This is a genomic window from Acidimicrobiales bacterium, assembly GCA_035533095.1.
Lineage (GTDB): Bacteria > Actinomycetota > Acidimicrobiia > Acidimicrobiales > Palsa-688 > DATLUM01.
The window spans coordinates 1-19,355 of sequence record DATLUM010000031.1; the positions used below are offsets into that span (position 1 = coordinate 1).

The following is a 19,355-nucleotide window of genomic DNA, read 5'->3' on the forward strand; positions in this document are numbered from 1 at the left end:
CTGATCCGTAGTCAGATGCTCTATCCATTGAGCTACGAGCGCAGGGAGACCGCAAATCGTACCAGTAACCACTCCGGCCTCCGCCGAGCGGGTGGCGCGACGTTTTCCTCAGGCAAGGGTCGGGCTAAGGTTGCCCGCGACTGAAGCCGAGGGCGGAGTCTCAGCCGGGCGGGTGGCGCGCGGTCGAGGCCCCAAGGGAGGTCCCAAATGATCGCAGTCCGGCACGACGCCCACCACGATCTCGCGCGCAACGCCGATCGCCCCGCCGAAACGAACACCGCTACTGCCCGGCCTCAGGCGGCGAGAGCTGCCTTGAGGCGCCGGCGGGCGTTGCTCGCTCTGGCCGCGCTCGTCGGTCTATCCGCGATCGCCGTGTTGGGTTCGGATGCCACCGCTGCGTGGTCGGCGCTCGCGGCAGCGCTGGCCGCGTCTGTCGTCTACATGGGACTACTGCATCGCGCGCGGCGCATCGCCGCAGAACGCGAGTTCGCGGACATCTTCGGACCGACGTTCTCGGGTTTCGAGTCACTCACGGATATAGCGGGGATCGTCGCGGAGCCTGTGACGGTCATGCCGCGCGTGACCAGAAGCCCCTCGGCGGCTCAGCAGACATGGAGCGTCGCGAAGTTCGCAGTCGCGTATGTGGCGGGCTGGGCGCTGTCGCCGTTGGTGTTCGCGCTCACGCTCATCACGGGTGAGACGCCCAAGGACACGACCAGCAAGCGCTGGCTCGCCAACCTTCAGGCCGCTCAGACCCGCCTGAGGGAACAATCGCTACGCACCATCGCCGTCTCCGCGGCGACCACGGCCAGCGTCACCGCAGCGGGAACAGCCGCCGTGTTCAGTGGTGCAGGGGTCGCCTCCGCGGCGACGATCACCACGAGCGCATCGCTACCTGCAGGGCCCGGTCTCGCTGCAGCCGCACCGGTGGGCACCCCCTACCGGGTGGTCGCCGGCGACACTCTGAGCGGGATCGCGGCGCGTTTCGGTACGACCACCGCCGCTCTCGCGTCGGCCAACAACATCGCCGACCCCAACCTCATCTACGCCGGGCGGATCATCATGATCCCGGGCGCAGCAGCTCAGTCCAGCGCGTCAGGCAGCTCCTCGTCTTACACCGTCGTCAGCGGGGACACCCTGAGCGGGATCGCAGCGCGCTTCGGGACCTCGGTGGTCGCGCTCGCTGCAGCCAACCACATCTCCGACCCCAACTTCATCTACCCGGGCGAGGTGCTCACGCTCGGCGGGTCCGCAACAGCGACCCTGACGTCCGCCCCGGCGCCCGCGGCCGTGACCGCCGCGTCAGCGGGCCAGGTGGCGGCGCAGGTCGCGCTCGACCAGGTCGGGAAGGCCTACCAGTGGGCGGGAGCCGGACCCAACAGCTACGACTGCTCGGGACTGGTCATGTACGCCTGGAGCCATGCCGGCGTGGCACTCCCCCACTACTCGGTCAGCCAGTACGAGGACACCACCCGGATCAGCGAATCGCAGCTGCAACCAGGCGACCTGGTCTTCTACGACACCGGCGACGGCGCCCAGCCGGGTCACGTGACCATCTACATCGGCAGCGGGAACGTCGTGACCGCCGACTCGCCGGGGACCACGGTCAAGGTCGTGCCGCTCAACTGGGATGGGACGCCCATGGGCTTCGGCCGCGTTCGATAGGCCCGCCGGCCGCTAAAGAGGTTCGCGAACCTCTTTAGTGGCCGCTCTTGACGGTGGTCGGCGGCACCGATGTGGTGGTGGAGGGTGGCGGCGGCGCCGGCATTGAAAACGAGATGGTCTTCGTCGCCGCCGGCGTCTGCGATCCCGCCGGTGGGGTGACGGTGACGGTAAGAGTCACCAACGTTCCCTGAGGCGGGTTGAGAGGCCCCAGGTTCAAGATGGTGTGCGCCTGCCCGGGGACCAGGTTGACGAAGTCCTTCGCCGATGAAGTCCCCGCTGACGGAGAGATCGAAGCCGTGACCGTCAGGTTCGACTCGTTCTGATTTCCCGTGTCCGCGACGACGATCGTGACGGTGATCGCCTTAGCGTCCGGCAGCACCTGCACGCCGCCCTGGTTGCTGACCGGTGACGGGGTGGTGCTCACGGCGTAGATCGTCACCTGGTGCACCGGGCTGCTGCTACCGGCGTTGTGCAGGCTCGCAAGGAACACCTGTGCGGACGGCGGCTGGTAAGGGCCGGGATCTGACAGCCACACCGAAGGGGGCATGCCGACCCCGAGACGCGGAAGGCTCGAGACGAACAGGTGGTAGGCCTGGTCCGAGACCCGGAGGTCGTTGCCGGCGGTCTGCACGTCCGACGCCGAAGCGGCGGACACTCCCGGCTCGGACAACGCCTGCCGGAACACTCCCTGCAACGACGCCACCGCCTGGCTGCGGGCCAGCAGGCACGCCTCGAGCAACCCTGCTGCACCGGCCAGCTGGGCCGGCGGCCGCAGCGACACCACCGTCTTGTACGCCTCTGCCGCCCCCGAAGCCAGCTGGTCCATCTCCGAGCTGACCGCCGGCGCCTTCATGGTCAACGCACCGGACCACAGCTGCTGCAGCCGGACGCCTTCGGTGTTCGACTCGGAGACCACGGGCAGCACGCGGTCGACCCACGCCCCGGCAGCGAGCTGCTGCCCCGGTCCTGGCGAGCGCGAATGCAGGGACGCGTCGATCAGCAGCACCAGCAAGGTGATCACGACCCCGATGATGAGCCACCGGGTCCCTGCGCCGCGCCGGGTTGAGCGGCCAGCCAGCGCCATAGAGGGTCTTACCATAGCGACCATGCGCTACCGACAATTGGGCCGCTCCGGCCTGACCGTTTCAGAAGTAGGTCTCGGATGCAACAATTTCGGCTGGAGGATCGGGGTCGACGAGACCCGGTCGGTGGTCGACGCTGCCATCGACGCCGGCATCACCCTCCTCGACACCGCCAACTCCTACGGCGACCGGGGAGGCAGCGAGAAACTGCTCGGAGAGGTGCTGAAAGGCCGTAGAGACAAGGTGGTGCTCGCCACCAAATTCGGGTCCGACATGGGGGAAGGAGCGGGCGTGGCGAGGGCTTCGCGGTGGTACATCCGGCGCGCCGTGGGAGCCAGCCTCCAGCGTCTGCAGACCGACCGGATCGACCTGTACCAGCTGCACCGCCCGGACGGGATCACGCCGGTCGAGGAGACGCTGGGCGCGCTCACCGAGCTGGTTCGCGAAGGGAAAGTCCTCTACATCGGGTCCTCGAACTTCGCTGCGTGGCAGGTCGCCGAAGCCGAGTGGACCGCCCGATCGAGCCAATGCGAGCGATTCGTCTCGGCGCAGAACCACTACAGCCTCATGGAGCGCTCCGCCGAGGCCGAGTTGCTCCCGGTCTGCGACGCGTACGGCGTGGGGGTGCTGCCGTTCTTCCCGCTGGCCAACGGGCTGCTGACCGGAAAGTACCGGCGGCAGTCGCCGCCGCCCGAGGGCACACGCCTTTCGGGCCGTCCGATCAGCGAGGACGCCTACGACAGGCTGGAGGCGCTGGAGGAATTCGCGAAAGAGAGAGGCCGGACGCTCCTGGATCTGGCGTTCGCGGGCCTGCTGGCCCAGCCGGCTGTGTCGTCGGTCATCGCGGGAGCCACCTCCCCCGCGCAGGTCGGGGCCAACGCGGCCGCGGGGGACTGGCAGCTCAACCCCGACGACGTCAAGGCACTAGCCGCCCTATAGATCCAAGTCCCCGGTGAGGATCTCGACCACGCCGGTGGTGTCAGAAAGGTCCTCCAGAACGGCGTCAGCACCGAGCGCGGCCAGATCCGTCGCGGTGTAACGCCCGGTACCCACCAGCAGACAGCGGGCACCGGCCGAGCGCGCGCACTCGAGGTCGCGAGGGGTGTCGCCTATCACCCATGCATCAGACGGAGCCAGGCGGACGCCGTACGATTCGTGCACCCGGCCGAGAGCGAGCGGGACAAGCTGGTTGCGGTCGGCGTGATCGCTGCCATACGCGCCGACGTCCATGTCGAACCAGGCGTCGAGACCCCACGCCGCAACCTTGAGCCGCGCGTTCGCCACGACGTTGCCGGTCACGAGCGTGGACAGCAGCCGGTCGTCCTTGGACAGCTCGGCGAGCACGTCAGGAACTCCGGGACAGGCGTGGCCGCCGGCGGCCAGGTCACCCGCTGCGGCGGCGGCCGCTAGGCGTTCCTGAATGCCGTCGAGGATCCTGTGGACGGTCTCGTCGTCATCCTCCACCTCGAGTTTCTCCAGGTACTCCCTGACGATCTGGGGATCGGTCTTGCCGCTCATGCGGACCTGCACCGCCGGTCTCAGGCCCAGGACCGCCTCCAGGGCCACGTCGAAGACCGCTGCGCCGAGATCGCCGGCGCGCACAAGCGTCCCGTCCACATCCCACATCAACAGCCGGCGGATCGAGCGACCCATCCGGTAACCGTACCGTCGGGACCAACCTCTCGTGTGGGGCAGACTGCCCTCATGACCCGCGATGCCCTGTTGCAGCCGGTGGACGTTACCGAGACCGACGAATGGAGGTCGCTCGCGGAGCACCACCAGCAGATGAAGGACAGGCACCTGCGGGACCTTTTCGCCGAAGACCCCGCGCGCGGCACAAAGCTGACCGTGGAGGCCGGCGACCTGTACCTCGACTACTCGAAGAACCGACTGACCGAAGAGACCGTCAGGCTCCTGGTCGCTGTGGCGGAGCGGGCGGGCCTGCGCCGGCGGATCGAGGCGATGTGGGCCGGCGAGCACATCAACGTCACCGAGGACCGCGCCGTCCTCCATGTCGCCTTGCGGGCTCCTCGCGGCGAGGTGGTCTCGACGGAAGGCCAGGACGTGGTTCCCGGAGTTCACCGTGTGCTCGGCAAGATGGCCGCGTTCGCGGACCGGGTGCGCTCGGGCGAATGGAAGGGCCACACCGGCCAGCGGATCACGACAGTCGTCAACGTCGGTATCGGCGGCTCCGACCTCGGGCCGGCGATGGCGTACGAGGCGCTTACCGACTACGCGGACGGGCGGATTCGCTGCAGGTTCGTGTCGAACGTCGACGGTTGCGACATGTACGAGGCGACGAAGGATCTCGACGCGGCCGAGACGCTTTTCGTCATCAGCTCGAAGACCTTCACGACGCTCGAGACGATTACCAACGCGAAGACCGCGCGCGACTGGCTGGTGTCTGCGCTCGGTGACGATTCGGCTGTCGCGAAGCATTTCGTGGCGGTGTCGACGAACGCCGAGGAGGTGGCCGAGTTCGGCATCGACACCGACAACATGTTCGAGTTCTGGGACTGGGTCGGCGGGCGCTACAGCTACGACTCGGCGATCGGACTGTCGCTCATGCTCGCGATCGGGCCGTCGGCGTTCGCTCAGATGCTCGAGGGTTTCCACCTCATCGACGAGCATTTCCGCACGGCGCCGTTCGAGGAGAACCTGCCTGTGCTGCTCGGCATGATAGGGGTCTGGTACATCAACCTCTTCGGGGCCGAGACGCATGCAGTGCTGCCCTACAACCATTACCTGTCACGGTTCACTTCGTACCTTCAGCAGCTCGACATGGAGAGCAACGGAAAGAGCGTGACCCTCTCCGGTGAACCCGTAAGCACTGACACCGGGCCAGTGGTGTGGGGGACGCCTGGGACCAACGGCCAGCACGCCTACTACCAGCTCATCCACCAGGGGACGCGCCTCATCCCCGCCGACTTCATCGGCTTCTTCGAGTCCAACCACGAGATCGGAACCCACCAGGACCTCCTCATGGCGAACTTCTTCGCGCAGACGGAGGCGCTCGCGTTCGGCAAGACGCGCGAGCAGGTCGAGGCCGAAGGCGTGCCCGCCGCGCAAGTGCCTCACCGCGTGTTCGCGGGCAACCACCCCACCAACACGATCCTCGCCCCCAAGCTAACCCCCAGGGTGCTCGGCCAGCTCGTCGCGATCTACGAGCACAAGGTGTTCACGCAGGGTGTGGTCTGGGGGATCAACTCGTTCGATCAGTGGGGCGTCGAGCTGGGCAAGGCGCTTGCGCAGCGGATCGTTCCGGAGCTGGATTCCAGGAAGGAGCCCGACCTGGGACACGACAGCTCGACGAACGAGTTGATCCGTCGTTATCGGTTGCGGCGGGAGGAGCTAGTGGATAGGGCCGGTTCGGGTCGATAGGGGTCGCGCGTCCCTCCCGTGAAGTGACGCAAGTATCTCCGCGACCATCGCAAGCGCTACTTCGGGGGCGCGCCGGCCACCTAGGTCGAGTCCGATTGGCCGGTGTATGCGGTCGATTTCCGCCTGGGTGACGCCTCGCGCGAGGAGTCGCTCCGTTCGCTTGGACTGCGTCGAACGAGACCCCAACGCTCCCACGTAGCCGATCCCCGAGCTGAGTCCGTCCGCGAGCGCCGGCGTGTCCACGTGCGGATCGTGGCTGAGCACGACGAGAGCGCCGGTTACGCCCGCCCATTCGAGCAGGCCACCCAACTCGTCGACGGCGCCGGTCGACAGGGTCTCCCATCCGAGCAGGGTGGCCTGCGAGCTGATGGCCTCGATCAGCTCACCGGTGCCCACCACGACCACGCGCGGGTCGGGCACCCACGTCTCGACCAGGGCCTCGCCTTCGGGGCTGTGGACCCGGAGCGACTCGGTACGTCCAGCCTCGAGCATCGCCGTCGCCTCGGCGGTCGGCCACCCGCCGGGGCTGGCGCCGTACGTGTTGGCTTCGCGGTCGACGACGATCGCTCCATCGGCACGCGTGAGCAGCGCCGCCGGTGCTCTCGAAGCCAGCAGCCTCCAAAGTTCGGAAGGGATGGCGTCCGCTGGATGCAGGAGCATCCGCGCCCGACCTCCACACGCGAGCCCTGCGGACACCGCGTCCTTCTCGGCTACGTCGATGGTCACAAGAGCAGGCCGGGTGGTCTTGGCCGCGAGCAGTGATAACGCCGCCTCCCGCAGCTGATCCGCAGCTAGCCCGGCAAGCACGTTTCCGTGGATGGATCCAGTGGCGTCGACGGCCACGAGGTCGTCACCGGGACGGGTCGAAAAACCCTCGATCTCCACGATCCTCGCGACGACCGCTCCCTCGCCTTGATCTGCTGCCTTGCGCAGCGCCTCGACCGCTTCCCTCACAGTGGCGTGACCTCCCCCGGTAAGCGTACGCCGCGCCGGCGGGTACCTTTTCCCTGATGGAAGCTGGCATCAAGACGGCGCTCCTGGTAGCGGACGTGCAACGCGACTTCTGTGAAGGAGGGAGCCTCGCGGTTCCCGGCGGGGACGCTGCCGCCGCGGCGATCAGCGATCTCATACAAGCCTCGCACGGCGCCTACGCACTGGTGGTCGCCACGCGCGATTGGCATGTCGACCCCGGCCCTCACTTCGCCGCGCCAGGCCAGCAACCCGACTATTGGGAGAGCTGGCCGGCGCACTGCGTCGCGGACTCGCCCGGCGCCGAGTGGCACCCGGATCTCCTGCTGCCGGACGACGTCCTGGTCGTGTCGAAGGGTCAGAGAGCCGCCGCCTACAGCGGCTTCGAGGGCCGCTGCGACGACGGCCGGTCGCTCGCCGAACTGCTCCAAAGCGCGGACGTCGACGCTGTCGACGTCGTAGGCATCGCCACGAGCTTCTGCGTGAAGGCGACGGCACTCGACGCGGTGAGAGCCGGCCTCCAGACGCGTGTGCTGGCACCACTGACAGCCGACATCGACGCCGCGCGGACGCCGGCGACGCTGGAAGCGCTCCGGCGCAGAGGAGTGACGATCGCCGGCTGAAGCCGTTCAGTCGTGCTGCGGCGACTCGTGGTCGACGTGGCCCGCCGGCTCCAGCTGGAACGTCGAGTGTTCCACGTCGAAATGTCCTGCGAGGCAGGCTTGCAGCTGGTCGAGCAGGCGTGGGGCGCTGCCGTCCGCGAAGCAACGGTCGTCGACCACCACATGAGCCGACACCGCGGGCAGGTCGGAGTTGAGCACCCACACGTGCAGGTCATGGACGGCCGCCACCTCGGGAAGTTCGAGCAGGTGTGTGCGCAGCACGGCGAGGTCCATGTCCTCAGGCGCCGCCTCGAGGAGGATCCTGCCCGACGCTCGCAACAGCCTGTACGCCGCCCGGCCCATCAACCCGACGATCAGGAGCGAGGCGATCGGGTCCGCCCGGTCGAAGCCGGTGGTCACGATCACAATGCCCGCGGCGAGCGTCCCGACGAAGGCCCACAGGTCCGTGACGATGTGGGCGAGCGCGCCGGCGATGTTGAGGCGCCGGCGGCTCGCACGAGAGAGGATCGCGGTCGCAGCCACGTTCACGGCCACGCCGGCCGCGGCCACGCCGGTAAGGGGGGCGCCGTGGACCGCGATCGGATGGACCAAGCGGTTGACGGCGGTGGCGAAGAGCAGAACGCCGACCGCGGCGAGGGTAACGCCGTTTGCCGCTGCCGACAGGATCTCGGCCCTTTTGAAGCCGAAGGTCATGCGCCCGGTGGCCGGTCGTTCGGCCAAGTGAAGCGCCCACAGCGACGCCCCGAGCGCGCCGGCGTCGGTGAGCATGTGGCCGGCGTCGGCGAGGAGAGCGACCGAGCCCGCGAGAACCGCTGCGACGACCTCGACGACCATGAAGGCAAGGATCAACGCGAGCGCGGCCGCGAGGTACCGCGCGTCGGACGCCGCATCACCGGGGCCGTGTGGGTGGCTGTGGCCCGCTACCGGTGCCATCAAGGCGCGCTGCCTGTCAGAGCGCGGGGCGCCTGCCAGCCCACGGCAACGACGACTCGAGCTGAGCGGCGACCCTGAGGAGCAGTGCCTCGTCCCACGGGCTGGCGACGAGCTGAACGCCGACTGGTAGGCCCTCGCTCGTAGCGTGGGTCGGGAGGGAGATCGCCGGCTGACCGGACATGTTGAACCCGGATGTGAGCACCGCCATCTGGAACACCTGCAGGGCGGGGGCACCGGTGGATGCCCCGCTGTGGACGGCTTCGAGGATCTCGCCGGCCCGCGGCGGCAGGATCGTCATCGTCGGGGTGACCAGAAGATCGAAGTCGCGGCCCCAGCGCGCGGTGAGCTCCCGGGTGAACCGCTGGAGGCGGTGCACCGAACTCACGTAGGTGAGACTGTCGACAGCCAGCGCGGCGGCACGGTTCGCCTGGATGTGAGGCTCGGCCTTGGACCAGTCGATTTCGGGGTCCGCGTTGTGATCGGCAAGCCCCGAATTGACGACGTTCAGGAACGACTCGACGAACTCGTCGGGAACGTCGTAGGTGACCTGCTCCACGGAGTGACCGAGCCTCTCGAGCGCGGCGGCCGCCCCCCTCGCTGCTTGCGCGCACTCGGGGTCGAGCGTCAGCCGAAGCGGCGGCTGATCGAGCAGGCCAACACGCAGGCGCCCAGGGTCTGCGCCGACCTCCTCGATAAACGGCCTGACGGGAGCCGGCGCGTTGTACCACTGCCCCGGGTCAGGGCCGCAGGTCACGTCGAGAATCGCCGCCGTGTCAGCGACATCGCGGGTGAGAACACCTTCCACCGCGCCGCCCTCCCACGATTGGACGAGTGTAGGGATGCGCCCACGGCTGACCTTGAGCCCCACCAGGCCGCAGCATGATGCGGGGATCCTTAAGGAGCCGCCCCCGTCGTTGCCGTGGGCGACGGTGAACATCCCCGCAGCGACCGCGGCACCGGCTCCCCCGCTGGAACCTCCGGGGGTACGGTCGAGGTCCCAGGGATTGCGAGTGATGCCGTAGCGTTTGTTCTCGGCCGCGGTGATCGGCCCGAACTCCGGCGTGTTCGTGCGAGCGGTGAGGTTGAAGCCGGCTCTCTGCAGCGACTCGACGATCAGCTCGGACTCGATCGAAGGCTTGCCCGGCGCCGCCCAGGACCCGTAGGTGACGGGCCAGCCGGCGACTTCGGTGAGGTCCTTGACCGGGATCGGGACCCCGTGGAACGGGGGCAATTCGTCCGGGTCCTGGTGCGCTACCGCGTCGGCGGCTCGGGCGGCGCGGTCGCGGGCCTCCTCGTCGTTGCGCCAGATGATCGCGTTTACTCGGCCATCGACCTCGTCGATGCGGGCAAGGCTCGCTTCGAGAACCTCGACAGGGCTCAGCTTGCGTTCGCGGATCGCCTTCGCCAGCTCACGGGCGGTTCCGAAAAGAATGTCGTCCTGTTCCCCCATGAGGCGACGATACCCGGGGGAAGCGGCGCAGTGGCGGGCGTGGCGGCGGGGCGACCAGCAGGCGTGCCGGCGGGGCGACTGGCTCGACCGGCGGGAGTGCCGGGCTCAAAGCCCAAAGTGGACAGAGAAGTGCTGACGTGCCAGTGCTGTGCGCGAACCCTGTCCCCTCATGTCGCGATCAGAGCGGGGCGAAGGGACAGAGAACGGAAGCCTGGTGTGGATCGGGGATTCTCTGTCCTCTTCCGAACGGGCGCGAGCCAGACAGAGAGACAGAGAGACAGAGAGACAGAGAGACAGGATTGTCGCCAGTTCTGTTCGGGCGACTACCTGTGCCCGTGGCTGTAGCGGCTGGCGTGGGCAGAGCCGCCGCGGCTGTGCGCTCCGGAGTAGCCCGGGCTGGCCGGACGTCCCGAGCCAGCGACGGTCGAAGAGTCGGATGGCTGGCTGCTGCCACTGGACGTGCTCCCCGACGACGAGGAGGAGCTCATGTTCTGCAGGAAGGTGGTGCAGGCACCGGTGGTGGATCCAATGCTGCCGCCGGCCTCCTTGATCAGGGCACGGAACGCTGTGGAGCTGTACTTGCCTCCGTGCGGGCTGGCCATGTCGGAGACGCTGCCTGAGACGGCCGTGCCCTGGGGGGCGAGGAACGCTGTGCACAGGCCGAAGAGCGCGTGCTGGTTGGCCGGACCCGTCATCGGGGCGGTGATCCCAGAGGTGCTGCCGGACGTGTTGCTGGTGGCGTTGCCCGCGGTCGAGTCGGGCGCGCCCGAGCTCGTCTGACCCTGGTCTCCCGTCCCGGAGGGCGTGCCCGTGGGCGTGACAGTCGAGTTCGAGATCTCCAATGCGGCGGTGCTCCCCTGGGCGGAGCCGCCCGAGCCCTGCACGGGCAGAGCGCCGGTCGCGGCCGCTGCTGCGGTACCGAGACCGAACAAGGCGACGGTTGCCGCCGTCGCCACCTTCGCGGTCAGAACTTTGGAAAGCATCCTGTTCTCCCTGGAGCTGGATGCGGCCGTGATCGTCTGCACGGGCGCGGGGATGAGCGTGTTCGACACGATCGCCGCCGCCATCGCGGCGACAGCCCCCTCACCCACGAGCTCGTCGGCACTGCCACGAGCCTGGGCGGCCCGGACCAGCGACGCCAACCGGGCGTAACCCGGAGGGGCGTCGTCGGGTGCCACGGACCCCGAGACCAAGCGGTCTGCTGTCTGCTCGTCGATCAGAAGATGCATGTCGTCCATGTCAATCGCGCCCCGACGCCATCGCGTTAACGGCCATGAGGACAGAAGGAGAAGTAGCCAATCTCCTGAGAGCCTTGTGTTGCAGTACCCGCACCGTTCCCGGCCGCTTCCCGAGGATCCCGGCAACCTCGTCCACGCTCAGGCCTCCCAGGACTCGAAGGAGGAATACCTCTGCTTGGTCGAAACTCAGGGCCCGGACGATCTCGCTGCTCGCCTCGACACCGGTGAGGCAGTCGAGTACGCCGGCCTCGACGTCGTCCGGCGCAGCCCGTCCGGCCAGGTCCGGAGGGATCCCGGTGGTTGGGGGCATCCGCCGGGCGTCCCGCCAGTGCTGGACCAGGCGACCGTGGGCGATCGTGAACACCCATGCCCGGAAATGCTGCTGGTCCCCCCGGAAGTCGCCGATGCGCCGCGCGGCTCCCAGCCACGTCTCGACCGCGAGATCCTCGGCTTCACCGGGAACCCGGGAGGCGAAGTAGCGAAGCAGGCGCGGGTTGAGCTCCCGGTAGAGGCAAGAGAACGCCCACTCGGCCCCGGCCTGCGCCGCGGCGAGTGTTGACTCGAAGCTCTCGCCCAACGACATGCCCGGTGCCATCCACGGCGCGTATCGGCACCGGAACGCCAGGCCTTTAGCTCGATTGTCCAGGGTTCCTAGCTCGATTGTCCCGGGCTCCAGCCGGAACGTCCGGGCGTCAACCGGCCAGAAACACACCCATCACCAAGGCTGCGATCGACGCGGCACCTGCTACCGATCCCCAAACCGCCAGGCCAGCGCGGCCGGTGGAACGCGAGTGCAGCCAGGCGGTGAGGCCGGCGAGCAGGGCCACCGCGATCTTCGCCCAGAGCACCGCTTTCCACGCGGGCCGCTGGTTCCCGCCGGCGGCCGCCACATTCCAGACTCCGGTACCCAACAGCACCGCATAGGCCGGCCAGCTGAGCCGCCCAAATGCTCGGGCGATCTTCCGCGGGGCCTCGTCACCGAGTTGGCGAACCGTCCCGAGCAGGCCGGCGACCGTGAGCTGCCCGCCGACCCACACGGCGGCGGCCAGTACGTGCAGGGTCAGGCGGATTCCGTCGACGGCGGGAGCGAGCACAGCCGGACAGCTTGCACCCAATTGACCCCCCATGCACGAATGGGCGACGATGTAGATGGTGATCGCTGGGATGTCCGCCTGATGGCCGACTCGTGGGAGCCGGGCCCGCCGTCGGTCCGCTCCATGGCGCCCGGGGCGATCGGCGGGGCGGTCATCCCCCTGGCCGTCTACTACAGCGTGCGCCCCCACCTCGGCGGCGACGCCCCGGCGCTGATGATCGCCGGGATCCCAGCCGCCGCCTGGGTCGCCATCCAGTGGGCCCGGCAGCGGCGCATCGACCCGATCGGCTCGATCGTGCTGCTCGGCTTCCTCGCCGGCGTCACCGTCTCGCTGGCGATGGGAGGGAGCGCCTTTGTGTTGAAGATCCGCGACTCGGGGTTCACCTTTCTTTTCGGGCTGGCCTGCCTCGCCTCCCTGTCGCGGCCAAGGCCGGTGATGTTCTACATGGGCCGCGCCCTCTCGGCCGGCAACGACCCCGCCAAGCTGGCCGCCTACGACCAGTTGTGGGAGGTGCCCACCGCGCCCCGAGCCTTCCGGATCATCACCGTCGCTTGGGGTAGCGGGCTGATCGTCGAGGCCAGTGCGAGAGTGATCCTGGCCGTGACCCTTCCGACGGCCACCTTCGTTGCCTTGTCGCCGATCCTTGCGGCCGTCGTCATCGGCGGTCTGTTCGGTTTCACGGTCCGGTGGAGCAAACGGGCGAGGCGAATCGGCGAGGAGATGTTCGCCGACGCCAGCATCGTCTACCCCTCCGTGGAACTGCCGACGGCCTGAACCCGTCCCCCGGGGGCGTGCCCTGGGCTCCAGAGACGCAAATAGAGCCAGGTAGCGCTGGTTCCGGCGGAACCAGAAGAGGTACCCCGGCGCGCAGGGGCGAATAAAGCTCCCGGAACATCGGGTGCGGGCTGGAGGCAGAATGATTCTCGGGCAAGGTGGGACGGGAGCGGTTTCGGCGCGTGTGGGACGCCGGCACCGCGGCATTTTCGCTGTGGCACTGGTGGCGCTGGTTTCGCCGGCGTTGATGTCGGTGCAGCCCGCCGAGGCGGCTGGCTCCACATCCGTGAATCCCGGCACGGTGACACCCGCTTCCGCGATTGCGGGCGGCAATAGCCCCTCCTACACCATCGTCTTCACAACGAGCGGTTCCGGGGCGCTCGGCGCCGGCGGGACGATCACGTTCGTGGGCCCAAACGGGACGGCGTTCTCGGGATGCGCAAGCTCGTGCGGCTACACCCTCGCCGTGACCAACGGCGGCTCGGCCACTGTGGCCTCGGCCGTCGTGTCGAGCGTCGCGGGTCCAGCCGAGAGCACGGTCAGCCCCACCACCAACCAGGTCGTTCTGACTCTCGGTTCTTCATCGAGCATCGCCGCCGGTGACCAGGTGACCGTGACGACGCCTGCCGTGGAGAACCCTGTCACATCCGGCAGCTACGTGATGACGGAGTCCACCTCTGCTGATACGCAACCGGCCGACAGCCCCAGCTACAAGATCACCGCGGGCCAGCCGACCGCAGTCGTGGCGACCGGAGGCGACAACCAGACCGCGCCGGCCGGTTCGAAGTTCCCGGTTGCGCTGACTGCCACCGTCGCCGACAGTCACGGCAACGCGGTGACAAACATCCCCTCGACGGAGAAGGTCAGCTTCACGATCAGCAGCGCCTCAGGAGCTTCCGCGACATTCGCCAACGGGACGACAAACGAGCTCGACGCTGTCGGAACCAGCGGCCAATCAACCACGTCGATTCCGGCGGCCAACGGCACCACCGGAGGTCCTTACTCGGTCACCGCGACCCTCGTCGACACTTCGAGTGGTTCCCCTGTGCCCGTCACCGGCGTGAGCAGCGGGTCGTTCAACTTGGCGAATGCGCCCGCCATTGTTTCGCCACCGCACGTGACCCCTAGTCCGGTAACGCTGAGCAACTCGACGGAGGCCGCGACCGGTGTCACCTACAACATCCCGTTCAAGACGAGCCCGTCGGGCGCTTTGTCTGGAAGCTCCACGATCACGTTGATCGCGCCGGCCGGGACGTCGTTGCCGTCCTGCACGACGCCGTGCAGCACAAGCACCTATCGGATCGCCTTCACGCCGAGCAGCGCCCCGGACACAGCGGCAATCTCGTCCGTCACTGCGAGCCAGTCAGGCGGCAGCTCGACCAACAACAAGATCGTGATCAGCCTACTTGTCGGGTCGACGATTCCAGCCGGTAGCACGGTCACGATCACGGCCTTCGGGGTCGGCAACCCAACCCTCGCTGCGGCGCAGGACGAGATCACGGAATCGACCACTCCGGACAACGGAGCTACGCTCAGCCCGGCGTACGCAATCGTGCATGGCACCGCGGCCAAGGTCTTGGCTGTCTCAGGTGGGGGCCAGTCGGCCCAGGTCGATTCCCAGTTCCCGTCGCTTCTCGTCGCCCAGGTCGACGACTCGAACAACAACCCGGTAGGTGGGGTAGATGTCACCTTCACGGTGGCGAATCCCGGCGGGACCGCGCCTTCGGCCACCTTCGCGAACAACACGAACGTCGAGGACGACCCGACCCAAGCGAACGGTCGAGCCACCACGGGGCTCCTCACCGCAAACCAGAACGCGGGCGGCCCCTACTCAGTCACCGCCTCCGTGTCAGGCGTCGGATCCGTCTCCTTCACGGGTCCCACCGGGCTTACAAACACCGCCGCGCAGGTGGTGAACCCCACGGTAAGCCTCTCTTCCGACGACGCGGGAGCCCAGAACGTCACCTACACGTTGGGTTTCTCGACGTCTGATTCGGGAACGTTGCCCCCATCCGGTGGCGCGAGCTGCCCGAGCTCTGACTGCGATGTCACCTTGATAGCCCCTTCGGGCACGGCTTGGCCGACCAACCCGACCGACTACACCTTCGAGGCAGCTGGAACGCCGGTAACCGTTCAGTCTGTGACGGTTTCCGGCAGCCCTTCCAACCAGGTCATCCTCGAACTCGGTGGCCCTGTGGCCAAGGACGCGGCGGTCTCTCTCGCTATCGCGGGAGTCAACAATCCGGACAAGGCATCCAACGCCGACCAGATCCAGGTCTGGACCTTCGCCGACAACACGCCCGCCACCACGGCCTTCTACAAGATTCTTCCCCTCGCTGCCGACACGGTCGTCGTCGCGCCGGCTAATGGCGGCAACAACCAGTCGGCCGCGCCGGGTGCACCCTTCGCACTACCCCTGACGGCGGTGGTGGAAGACGCATTGGGCAACCCCGTACCGGGCGTGACCGTCACCTTCGCGGCTCCCAATACAGCGGGCAACCCGACAGCGACCTTCGGTTCGTGCGAGCCGGGCTCGTCTCCGAGCAGCTGCATCGAAACGAGCAACGCCAACGGAGAGGCCACTACCGCCGCTCTCACCGCGAACTCGGTGATCGGTGGCCCTTACGCGATCACCGCGTCGGTTTCCGGGGTCAACTCGACCGCCACGTTCAACCTGACCAACGCGACGGTCCTGACTCCTCAGGCAATCACGGTCTCACCCGACAGCGCCGGCGCATCCAACGCGGTATACGAGGTTCCTTTCGTAACGAGCGCTGCCGGAGCGATCCCCTCGTCCGGGACCTGCCCGGGGTCGAACGGAACGAGCTGCCAGGTGACGCTCGTAGCCCCGAACGGAACCACGCTTCCCGCCACCATCGGCTCGTACCAGGTGTCGGTGACCAACAACCACGCCGCGACCCTGACGAACGTCGCAGTCTCAACGGTTCAAGGTCCGGGGTCGAACCAGGTCAGTTCCACCCCGAACCAGGCTGTCTTCAGCTTCGACGCGTCCTCGATCGCAGCCGGCGACACGGTGACGGTGACCATCTCGGGAGCCACCAACCCGACGGTCGCGTCGACCGGTTACACGTTTGCCGAGTCAACGTCCTCCGACGCGAATGCCGTGGGCAGTCCCCCCTTCACGATCGGCGCCGCTGCGGCCAGCGCCGTTTCCATCGCGGCGGGCAACCCGCAGAGCGCCACCATCCAGACTTCGTACCAGCCCCTCATGGTGCAGGTCGTCGACACCTACGGCAATCCAGTGCCAGGAGAGACGGTTACCTTCACAGCCCCCTCGACGTCCGGGCCCAGCGGAACCTTCGCGACCTGTCCCGGCACAGGTTCGACAGCATCGGTATGTATCGTCACCACCAACTCGAGTGGCGACGCCCAATCGACGGCTCTCACAGCCGACTCGACCTCCGGGGCGTTCTCGGTGACCGTAACCGCCACATCGGCGAATGGCCCCACGCTCACCGGAAGCACGATCCCCAGTTTCCATCTGACGAATACCCCGGGGGGCCCGCAGTCCCTGATCATCACTGGTGGCGACTCCCAGACTCAGACCGTCGGCTCGCAGTACAACAGCGTCCTGCAGGTCCAGGTGCTGGACGGGTCCAACAACCCTGTGCCCGGTGTAACGGTCACCTTCACCGCACCCAGCTCCGGCGCGAGCGTCACCTTCGCGAGCGGTTGCAACAGCGGTAACCCCAACCCACAGACCTGCGCGGTAACGACGGACCCCAACGGCGTGGCCAAATCGAGCGCGCTGTCGGCGAATGACGTCGCCGGATCGGTGTCGGTGACCGCGTCCCTCGGGGCGGTCCACCCACAGACGTTCAGCCTCACCAACAAGGCCGGGACACCGGCGACCATGACCGCGCTCGCGAATACCTCGCCTCAGAGCGCGACGATTGGAACCGCTTACGGAACCAACCTCGGTGTCAACGTCGTCGACGCCTACGGTAACCCCGTCAGCGGTGTCACCGTCACCTTCACCGCGCCGTCCAGCGGGGCGAGTGGCACCTTCGGTCACTGCCCGGGCGCCAGCTCGAGCCTGACGACCTGCGTCGAAACCACGGACGCCACCGGTACAGCGACCTCGTCCAACCTCACCGCCAACGCGCTCGCCGGCTCCTACCAGGCGGCTGCGGTCGTGCCTGGCCTGCCGAACCTCGTGTTCGACCTCACTAACGTCCATCACGGCTACTGGATGGTCGGTTCCGACGGCGGCATCTTCAACCTCGGGTATGCACCCTTCTACGGCTCCGAAGGAGGAACGCATCTGAACGCCCCGATCGTCGGCATGGCCGCGGCCAAGGACGGCGACGGCTACTACCTCGTCGCATCGGACGGTGGTGTGTTCAACTTTGGCCCGGGCGCTCCCTACGAGGGTTCCAAGGGTGGCGACCACCTCAATGCGCCGATCGTGGGCACAGCAGTCGACCCCGTTACCGGCGGGTACTGGCTCGTGGCGGCGGACGGCGGTGTCTTCAACTTCGGGGGCGCACCCTTCTACGGCTCCCACGGTGACTCGCCGTTGAACAAACCGATCGTCGGGATAGGCGCGGCGCCGGGAGGTGGCTACTACCTGGTCGCGTCCGACGGAGGGATCTTCAACTACGGCCCCGGAGCGCCGTACCTGGGATCCCACGGCGACTCGCCGCTCAACCAGCCCATCGTCGGCATGGCGGTCACGAACGACGGGTACTACCTGGTCGCGTCCGACGGAGGGATCTTCAACTACGGCCCCGGAGCGCCGTACCTGGGATCCCACGGCGGCTCACCACTGAACCAGCCGGTCGTCGGCATGGCGATCGATCCTGTCAGCGGCGGCTACTGGCTGGTGGCCAAAGACGGTGGCATCTTCAACTACGGGGGCGCGACGTTGTACGGCTCCGAAGGAAGTACGCCTCTCAATGCGCCGATCGTCGGGATGGCATCCTCCGGCTGATCCAAGAGGGGTGGGCGAGGGGGGACTTGAACCCCCACGTCCTTGCGGACACAGGAACCTGAATCCGATCCCGGCCAATTTCGGGCCCCAGGTCTGACCTCTGAGAAGACGCGTTTGCGCTGCTCACAAGCTATTTCCCGACGTTCGCCAGAGTTCGAGTTACACCGACGTAGTTCATCCTTTTGTGTCCTACGCGTGTCCTGCGCCATGACTGGGCGGTGCCAAAAAGATCCTGTGGTCGGCCGACAACCGCGACACGAACGGGGTCAAGAGGACCGTCATTAAGGTCGGGGCCCCCGCACGCGGGGTGGCCTTAATGGCGCAGCCTCTTGACGCCGTGGGCGGGTAGCGCCAGAGACAATGGGAGGCAGAGGCCGGCAGCTCCCCTCCAGCTGCCACGGGTGTCGAATCGGCCGCCGGGCTACACCGATGCGAGCGGCCGGGCTCATGCGAGCGCCTTCGGGTCGGCTCGCGCGTCGATTGCGTCGTTGAGAGCTCGCAGTCGATAGGGCAGCCCTTCGACCGTGGACGCCCACCGGGCCGCAGGCACGAGGGGGCGGCCGGCGGCGGCGAAGCCGCCGCCCTTGATCGAGTAGAGAGATTCCTCACGAACCAGGTCGCGTAAGCAGAGCCGCGACTTTCCCGGCGCTCGGGGTCGAATCGGGCACGCTGCCAGTCCGCACCGCCGAGTACCCACCCCCGAACGAAGGTAGAAGAAGCCTCAGGCGCTAGCGACGAAGGAAGAACGGCCCTCTCATTTTCCCGAGCACGTTGTCAGGCTGTCGGGGCATACCAATGGGGATTCCTGCTCAGCCAAATCGAGTATGCGTTCGCAGGAGTTCCGTAGTTCTGGCCGATGTACCAGAAGCCCCACAACATTTGTGTCCACGCGTCTGTCTGCCAGGCCGTGGACCAAGGGCAGGACGGTCCAGAAGAGCACATCTTCGATGATGGAAGTGCCTGTGGGATCCCGTAGGCAACGCTGTTGTATGGGCAGTTCGGGTAGTAGGGACCGCTCGAGTATCCCGAGCAGACATACCATCTCCAGCCGCTCTCGCCAACCCATAGCGGGTAAAGGCCGTTTGTCCATTGGCCACTTGTTCCCCAGTTAGCTTGAGGAAGAGAAGCCTGGGCATAGTGCTCTGCGGCCGTTGGCGAAAGCTCGTAGCTGACAGAGACATTCCCCTCATAG

General features: G+C 67.4%; 15 protein-coding genes and 1 tRNA gene. 6 read left to right on the plus strand and 10 right to left on the minus strand.

Going from position 1 to position 19,355, the window contains the following annotated elements:
• Positions 1-207: 207 nt before the first annotated feature.
• On the plus strand, positions 208-1,665 hold the full coding sequence (locus tag VNF71_02950) for a LysM peptidoglycan-binding domain-containing protein (GenBank protein ID HVA73506.1): 1,458 nt from the start codon (positions 208-210) through the stop codon (positions 1,663-1,665).
• 34 nt (positions 1,666-1,699) lie between these two features.
• On the opposite strand, the gene VNF71_02955 is transcribed toward VNF71_02950, so the two are convergent.
• Positions 1,700-2,686, minus strand: coding sequence for a hypothetical protein (locus VNF71_02955; protein ID HVA73507.1), 987 nt, complete (start codon positions 2,684-2,686; stop codon positions 1,700-1,702).
• A gap of 85 nt (positions 2,687-2,771) precedes the next feature.
• On the opposite strand from VNF71_02955, the gene VNF71_02960 reads away from it, so the two are divergent.
• Positions 2,772-3,686: an aldo/keto reductase gene (locus tag VNF71_02960; GenBank protein HVA73508.1), complete on the plus strand. Its 915-nt coding sequence runs from the start codon at positions 2,772-2,774 to the stop codon at positions 3,684-3,686.
• Here the strand turns inward: VNF71_02960 and VNF71_02965 are convergent.
• The gene (locus tag VNF71_02965) at positions 3,681-4,400 is read right to left on the minus strand and encodes an HAD hydrolase-like protein (protein HVA73509.1); all 720 of its coding nucleotides are present in this window, start codon (positions 4,398-4,400) and stop codon (positions 3,681-3,683) included. The genes VNF71_02960 and VNF71_02965 overlap by 6 nt on opposite strands.
• 51 nt (positions 4,401-4,451) lie before the next feature.
• Between VNF71_02965 and pgi the strand changes: the two genes are divergently transcribed.
• The gene (pgi, locus tag VNF71_02970) at positions 4,452-6,128 is read left to right on the plus strand and encodes a glucose-6-phosphate isomerase (protein ID HVA73510.1); all 1,677 of its coding nucleotides are present in this window, start codon (positions 4,452-4,454) and stop codon (positions 6,126-6,128) included.
• Here the strand turns inward: pgi and VNF71_02975 are convergent.
• A complete protein-coding gene (locus VNF71_02975; protein HVA73511.1) occupies positions 6,099-7,082 on the minus strand; it encodes an XdhC family protein in 984 nt (327 codons plus the stop codon). The two genes, pgi and VNF71_02975, sit on opposite strands and share 30 nt — an antisense overlap.
• Positions 7,083-7,138: 56 nt before the next feature.
• Here VNF71_02975 and VNF71_02980 point away from each other — a divergent pair, with 56 nt between their 5' ends.
• Complete coding sequence (locus VNF71_02980; GenBank protein HVA73512.1) at positions 7,139-7,720, plus strand: isochorismatase family protein; 582 nt, start codon at positions 7,139-7,141, stop codon at positions 7,718-7,720.
• 6 nt (positions 7,721-7,726) lie between these two features.
• On the opposite strand, the gene VNF71_02985 is transcribed toward VNF71_02980, so the two are convergent.
• The 5 genes from VNF71_02985 to VNF71_03005 form a co-directional block, all read right to left on the minus strand.
• On the minus strand, positions 7,727-8,653 hold the full coding sequence (locus VNF71_02985) for a cation diffusion facilitator family transporter (protein HVA73513.1): 927 nt from the start codon (positions 8,651-8,653) through the stop codon (positions 7,727-7,729).
• 16 nt (positions 8,654-8,669) lie between these two features.
• A complete protein-coding gene (locus tag VNF71_02990) occupies positions 8,670-10,103 on the minus strand; it encodes an amidase (GenBank protein HVA73514.1) in 1,434 nt (477 codons plus the stop codon).
• 323 nt (positions 10,104-10,426) lie between these two features.
• Positions 10,427-11,332 (minus strand): hypothetical protein, encoded by a 906-nt coding sequence (locus VNF71_02995; GenBank protein HVA73515.1) that lies wholly within the window; start codon positions 11,330-11,332, stop codon positions 10,427-10,429.
• A gap of 10 nt (positions 11,333-11,342) precedes the next feature.
• Positions 11,343-11,936, minus strand: a complete 594-nt coding sequence (locus VNF71_03000) for a sigma-70 family RNA polymerase sigma factor (protein ID HVA73516.1) — start codon at positions 11,934-11,936, stop codon at positions 11,343-11,345.
• A gap of 97 nt (positions 11,937-12,033) precedes the next feature.
• Positions 12,034-12,435 (minus strand): hypothetical protein, encoded by a 402-nt coding sequence (locus tag VNF71_03005; GenBank protein ID HVA73517.1) that lies wholly within the window; start codon positions 12,433-12,435, stop codon positions 12,034-12,036.
• A gap of 39 nt (positions 12,436-12,474) precedes the next feature.
• Between VNF71_03005 and VNF71_03010 the strand changes: the two genes are divergently transcribed.
• Together VNF71_03010 and VNF71_03015 are read left to right on the plus strand one after the other, a co-directional pair.
• Positions 12,475-13,209 carry a VC0807 family protein gene (locus tag VNF71_03010; GenBank protein ID HVA73518.1) on the plus strand — a complete coding sequence of 245 codons (735 nt, stop codon included), beginning with the start codon at positions 12,475-12,477 and terminating at the stop codon, positions 13,207-13,209.
• Between the two features lie 223 nt (positions 13,210-13,432).
• A complete protein-coding gene (locus VNF71_03015) occupies positions 13,433-18,163 on the plus strand; it encodes a hypothetical protein (protein HVA73519.1) in 4,731 nt (1,576 codons plus the stop codon).
• Positions 18,164-18,174: 11 nt separating this feature from the next.
• On the opposite strand, the gene VNF71_03020 is transcribed toward VNF71_03015, so the two are convergent.
• Both VNF71_03020 and VNF71_03025 read right to left on the minus strand, forming a co-directional pair.
• Positions 18,175-18,252: transfer RNA gene (locus VNF71_03020), tRNA-Leu, on the minus strand.
• 356 nt (positions 18,253-18,608) lie between these two features.
• Positions 18,609-18,860 (minus strand): hypothetical protein, encoded by a 252-nt coding sequence (locus VNF71_03025; protein ID HVA73520.1) that lies wholly within the window; start codon positions 18,858-18,860, stop codon positions 18,609-18,611.
• Positions 18,861-19,355 lie beyond the last annotated feature (495 nt).

Bases quoted from the DNA above. Each gene is read 5' to 3' on its own strand.
- VNF71_02950 (HVA73506.1), top strand. From the start codon at position 208: ATGATCGCAGTCCGGCACGACGCCCACCACGATCTCGCGCGCAACGCC.
- VNF71_02960 (HVA73508.1), top strand. From the start codon at position 2,772: ATGCGCTACCGACAATTGGGCCGCTCCGGCCTGACCGTTTCAGAAGTA.
- VNF71_02965 (HVA73509.1), bottom strand. From the start codon at position 4,400: ATGGGTCGCTCGATCCGCCGGCTGTTGATGTGGGATGTGGACGGGACG.
- pgi (HVA73510.1), top strand. From the start codon at position 4,452: ATGACCCGCGATGCCCTGTTGCAGCCGGTGGACGTTACCGAGACCGAC.
- VNF71_02980 (HVA73512.1), top strand. From the start codon at position 7,139: ATGGAAGCTGGCATCAAGACGGCGCTCCTGGTAGCGGACGTGCAACGC.
- VNF71_02985 (HVA73513.1), bottom strand. From the start codon at position 8,653: ATGGCACCGGTAGCGGGCCACAGCCACCCACACGGCCCCGGTGATGCG.
- VNF71_02990 (HVA73514.1), bottom strand. From the start codon at position 10,103: ATGGGGGAACAGGACGACATTCTTTTCGGAACCGCCCGTGAGCTGGCG.
- VNF71_02995 (HVA73515.1), bottom strand. From the start codon at position 11,332: ATGCATCTTCTGATCGACGAGCAGACAGCAGACCGCTTGGTCTCGGGG.
- VNF71_03000 (HVA73516.1), bottom strand. From the start codon at position 11,936: ATGGCACCGGGCATGTCGTTGGGCGAGAGCTTCGAGTCAACACTCGCC.
- VNF71_03010 (HVA73518.1), top strand. From the start codon at position 12,475: ATGGGCGACGATGTAGATGGTGATCGCTGGGATGTCCGCCTGATGGCC.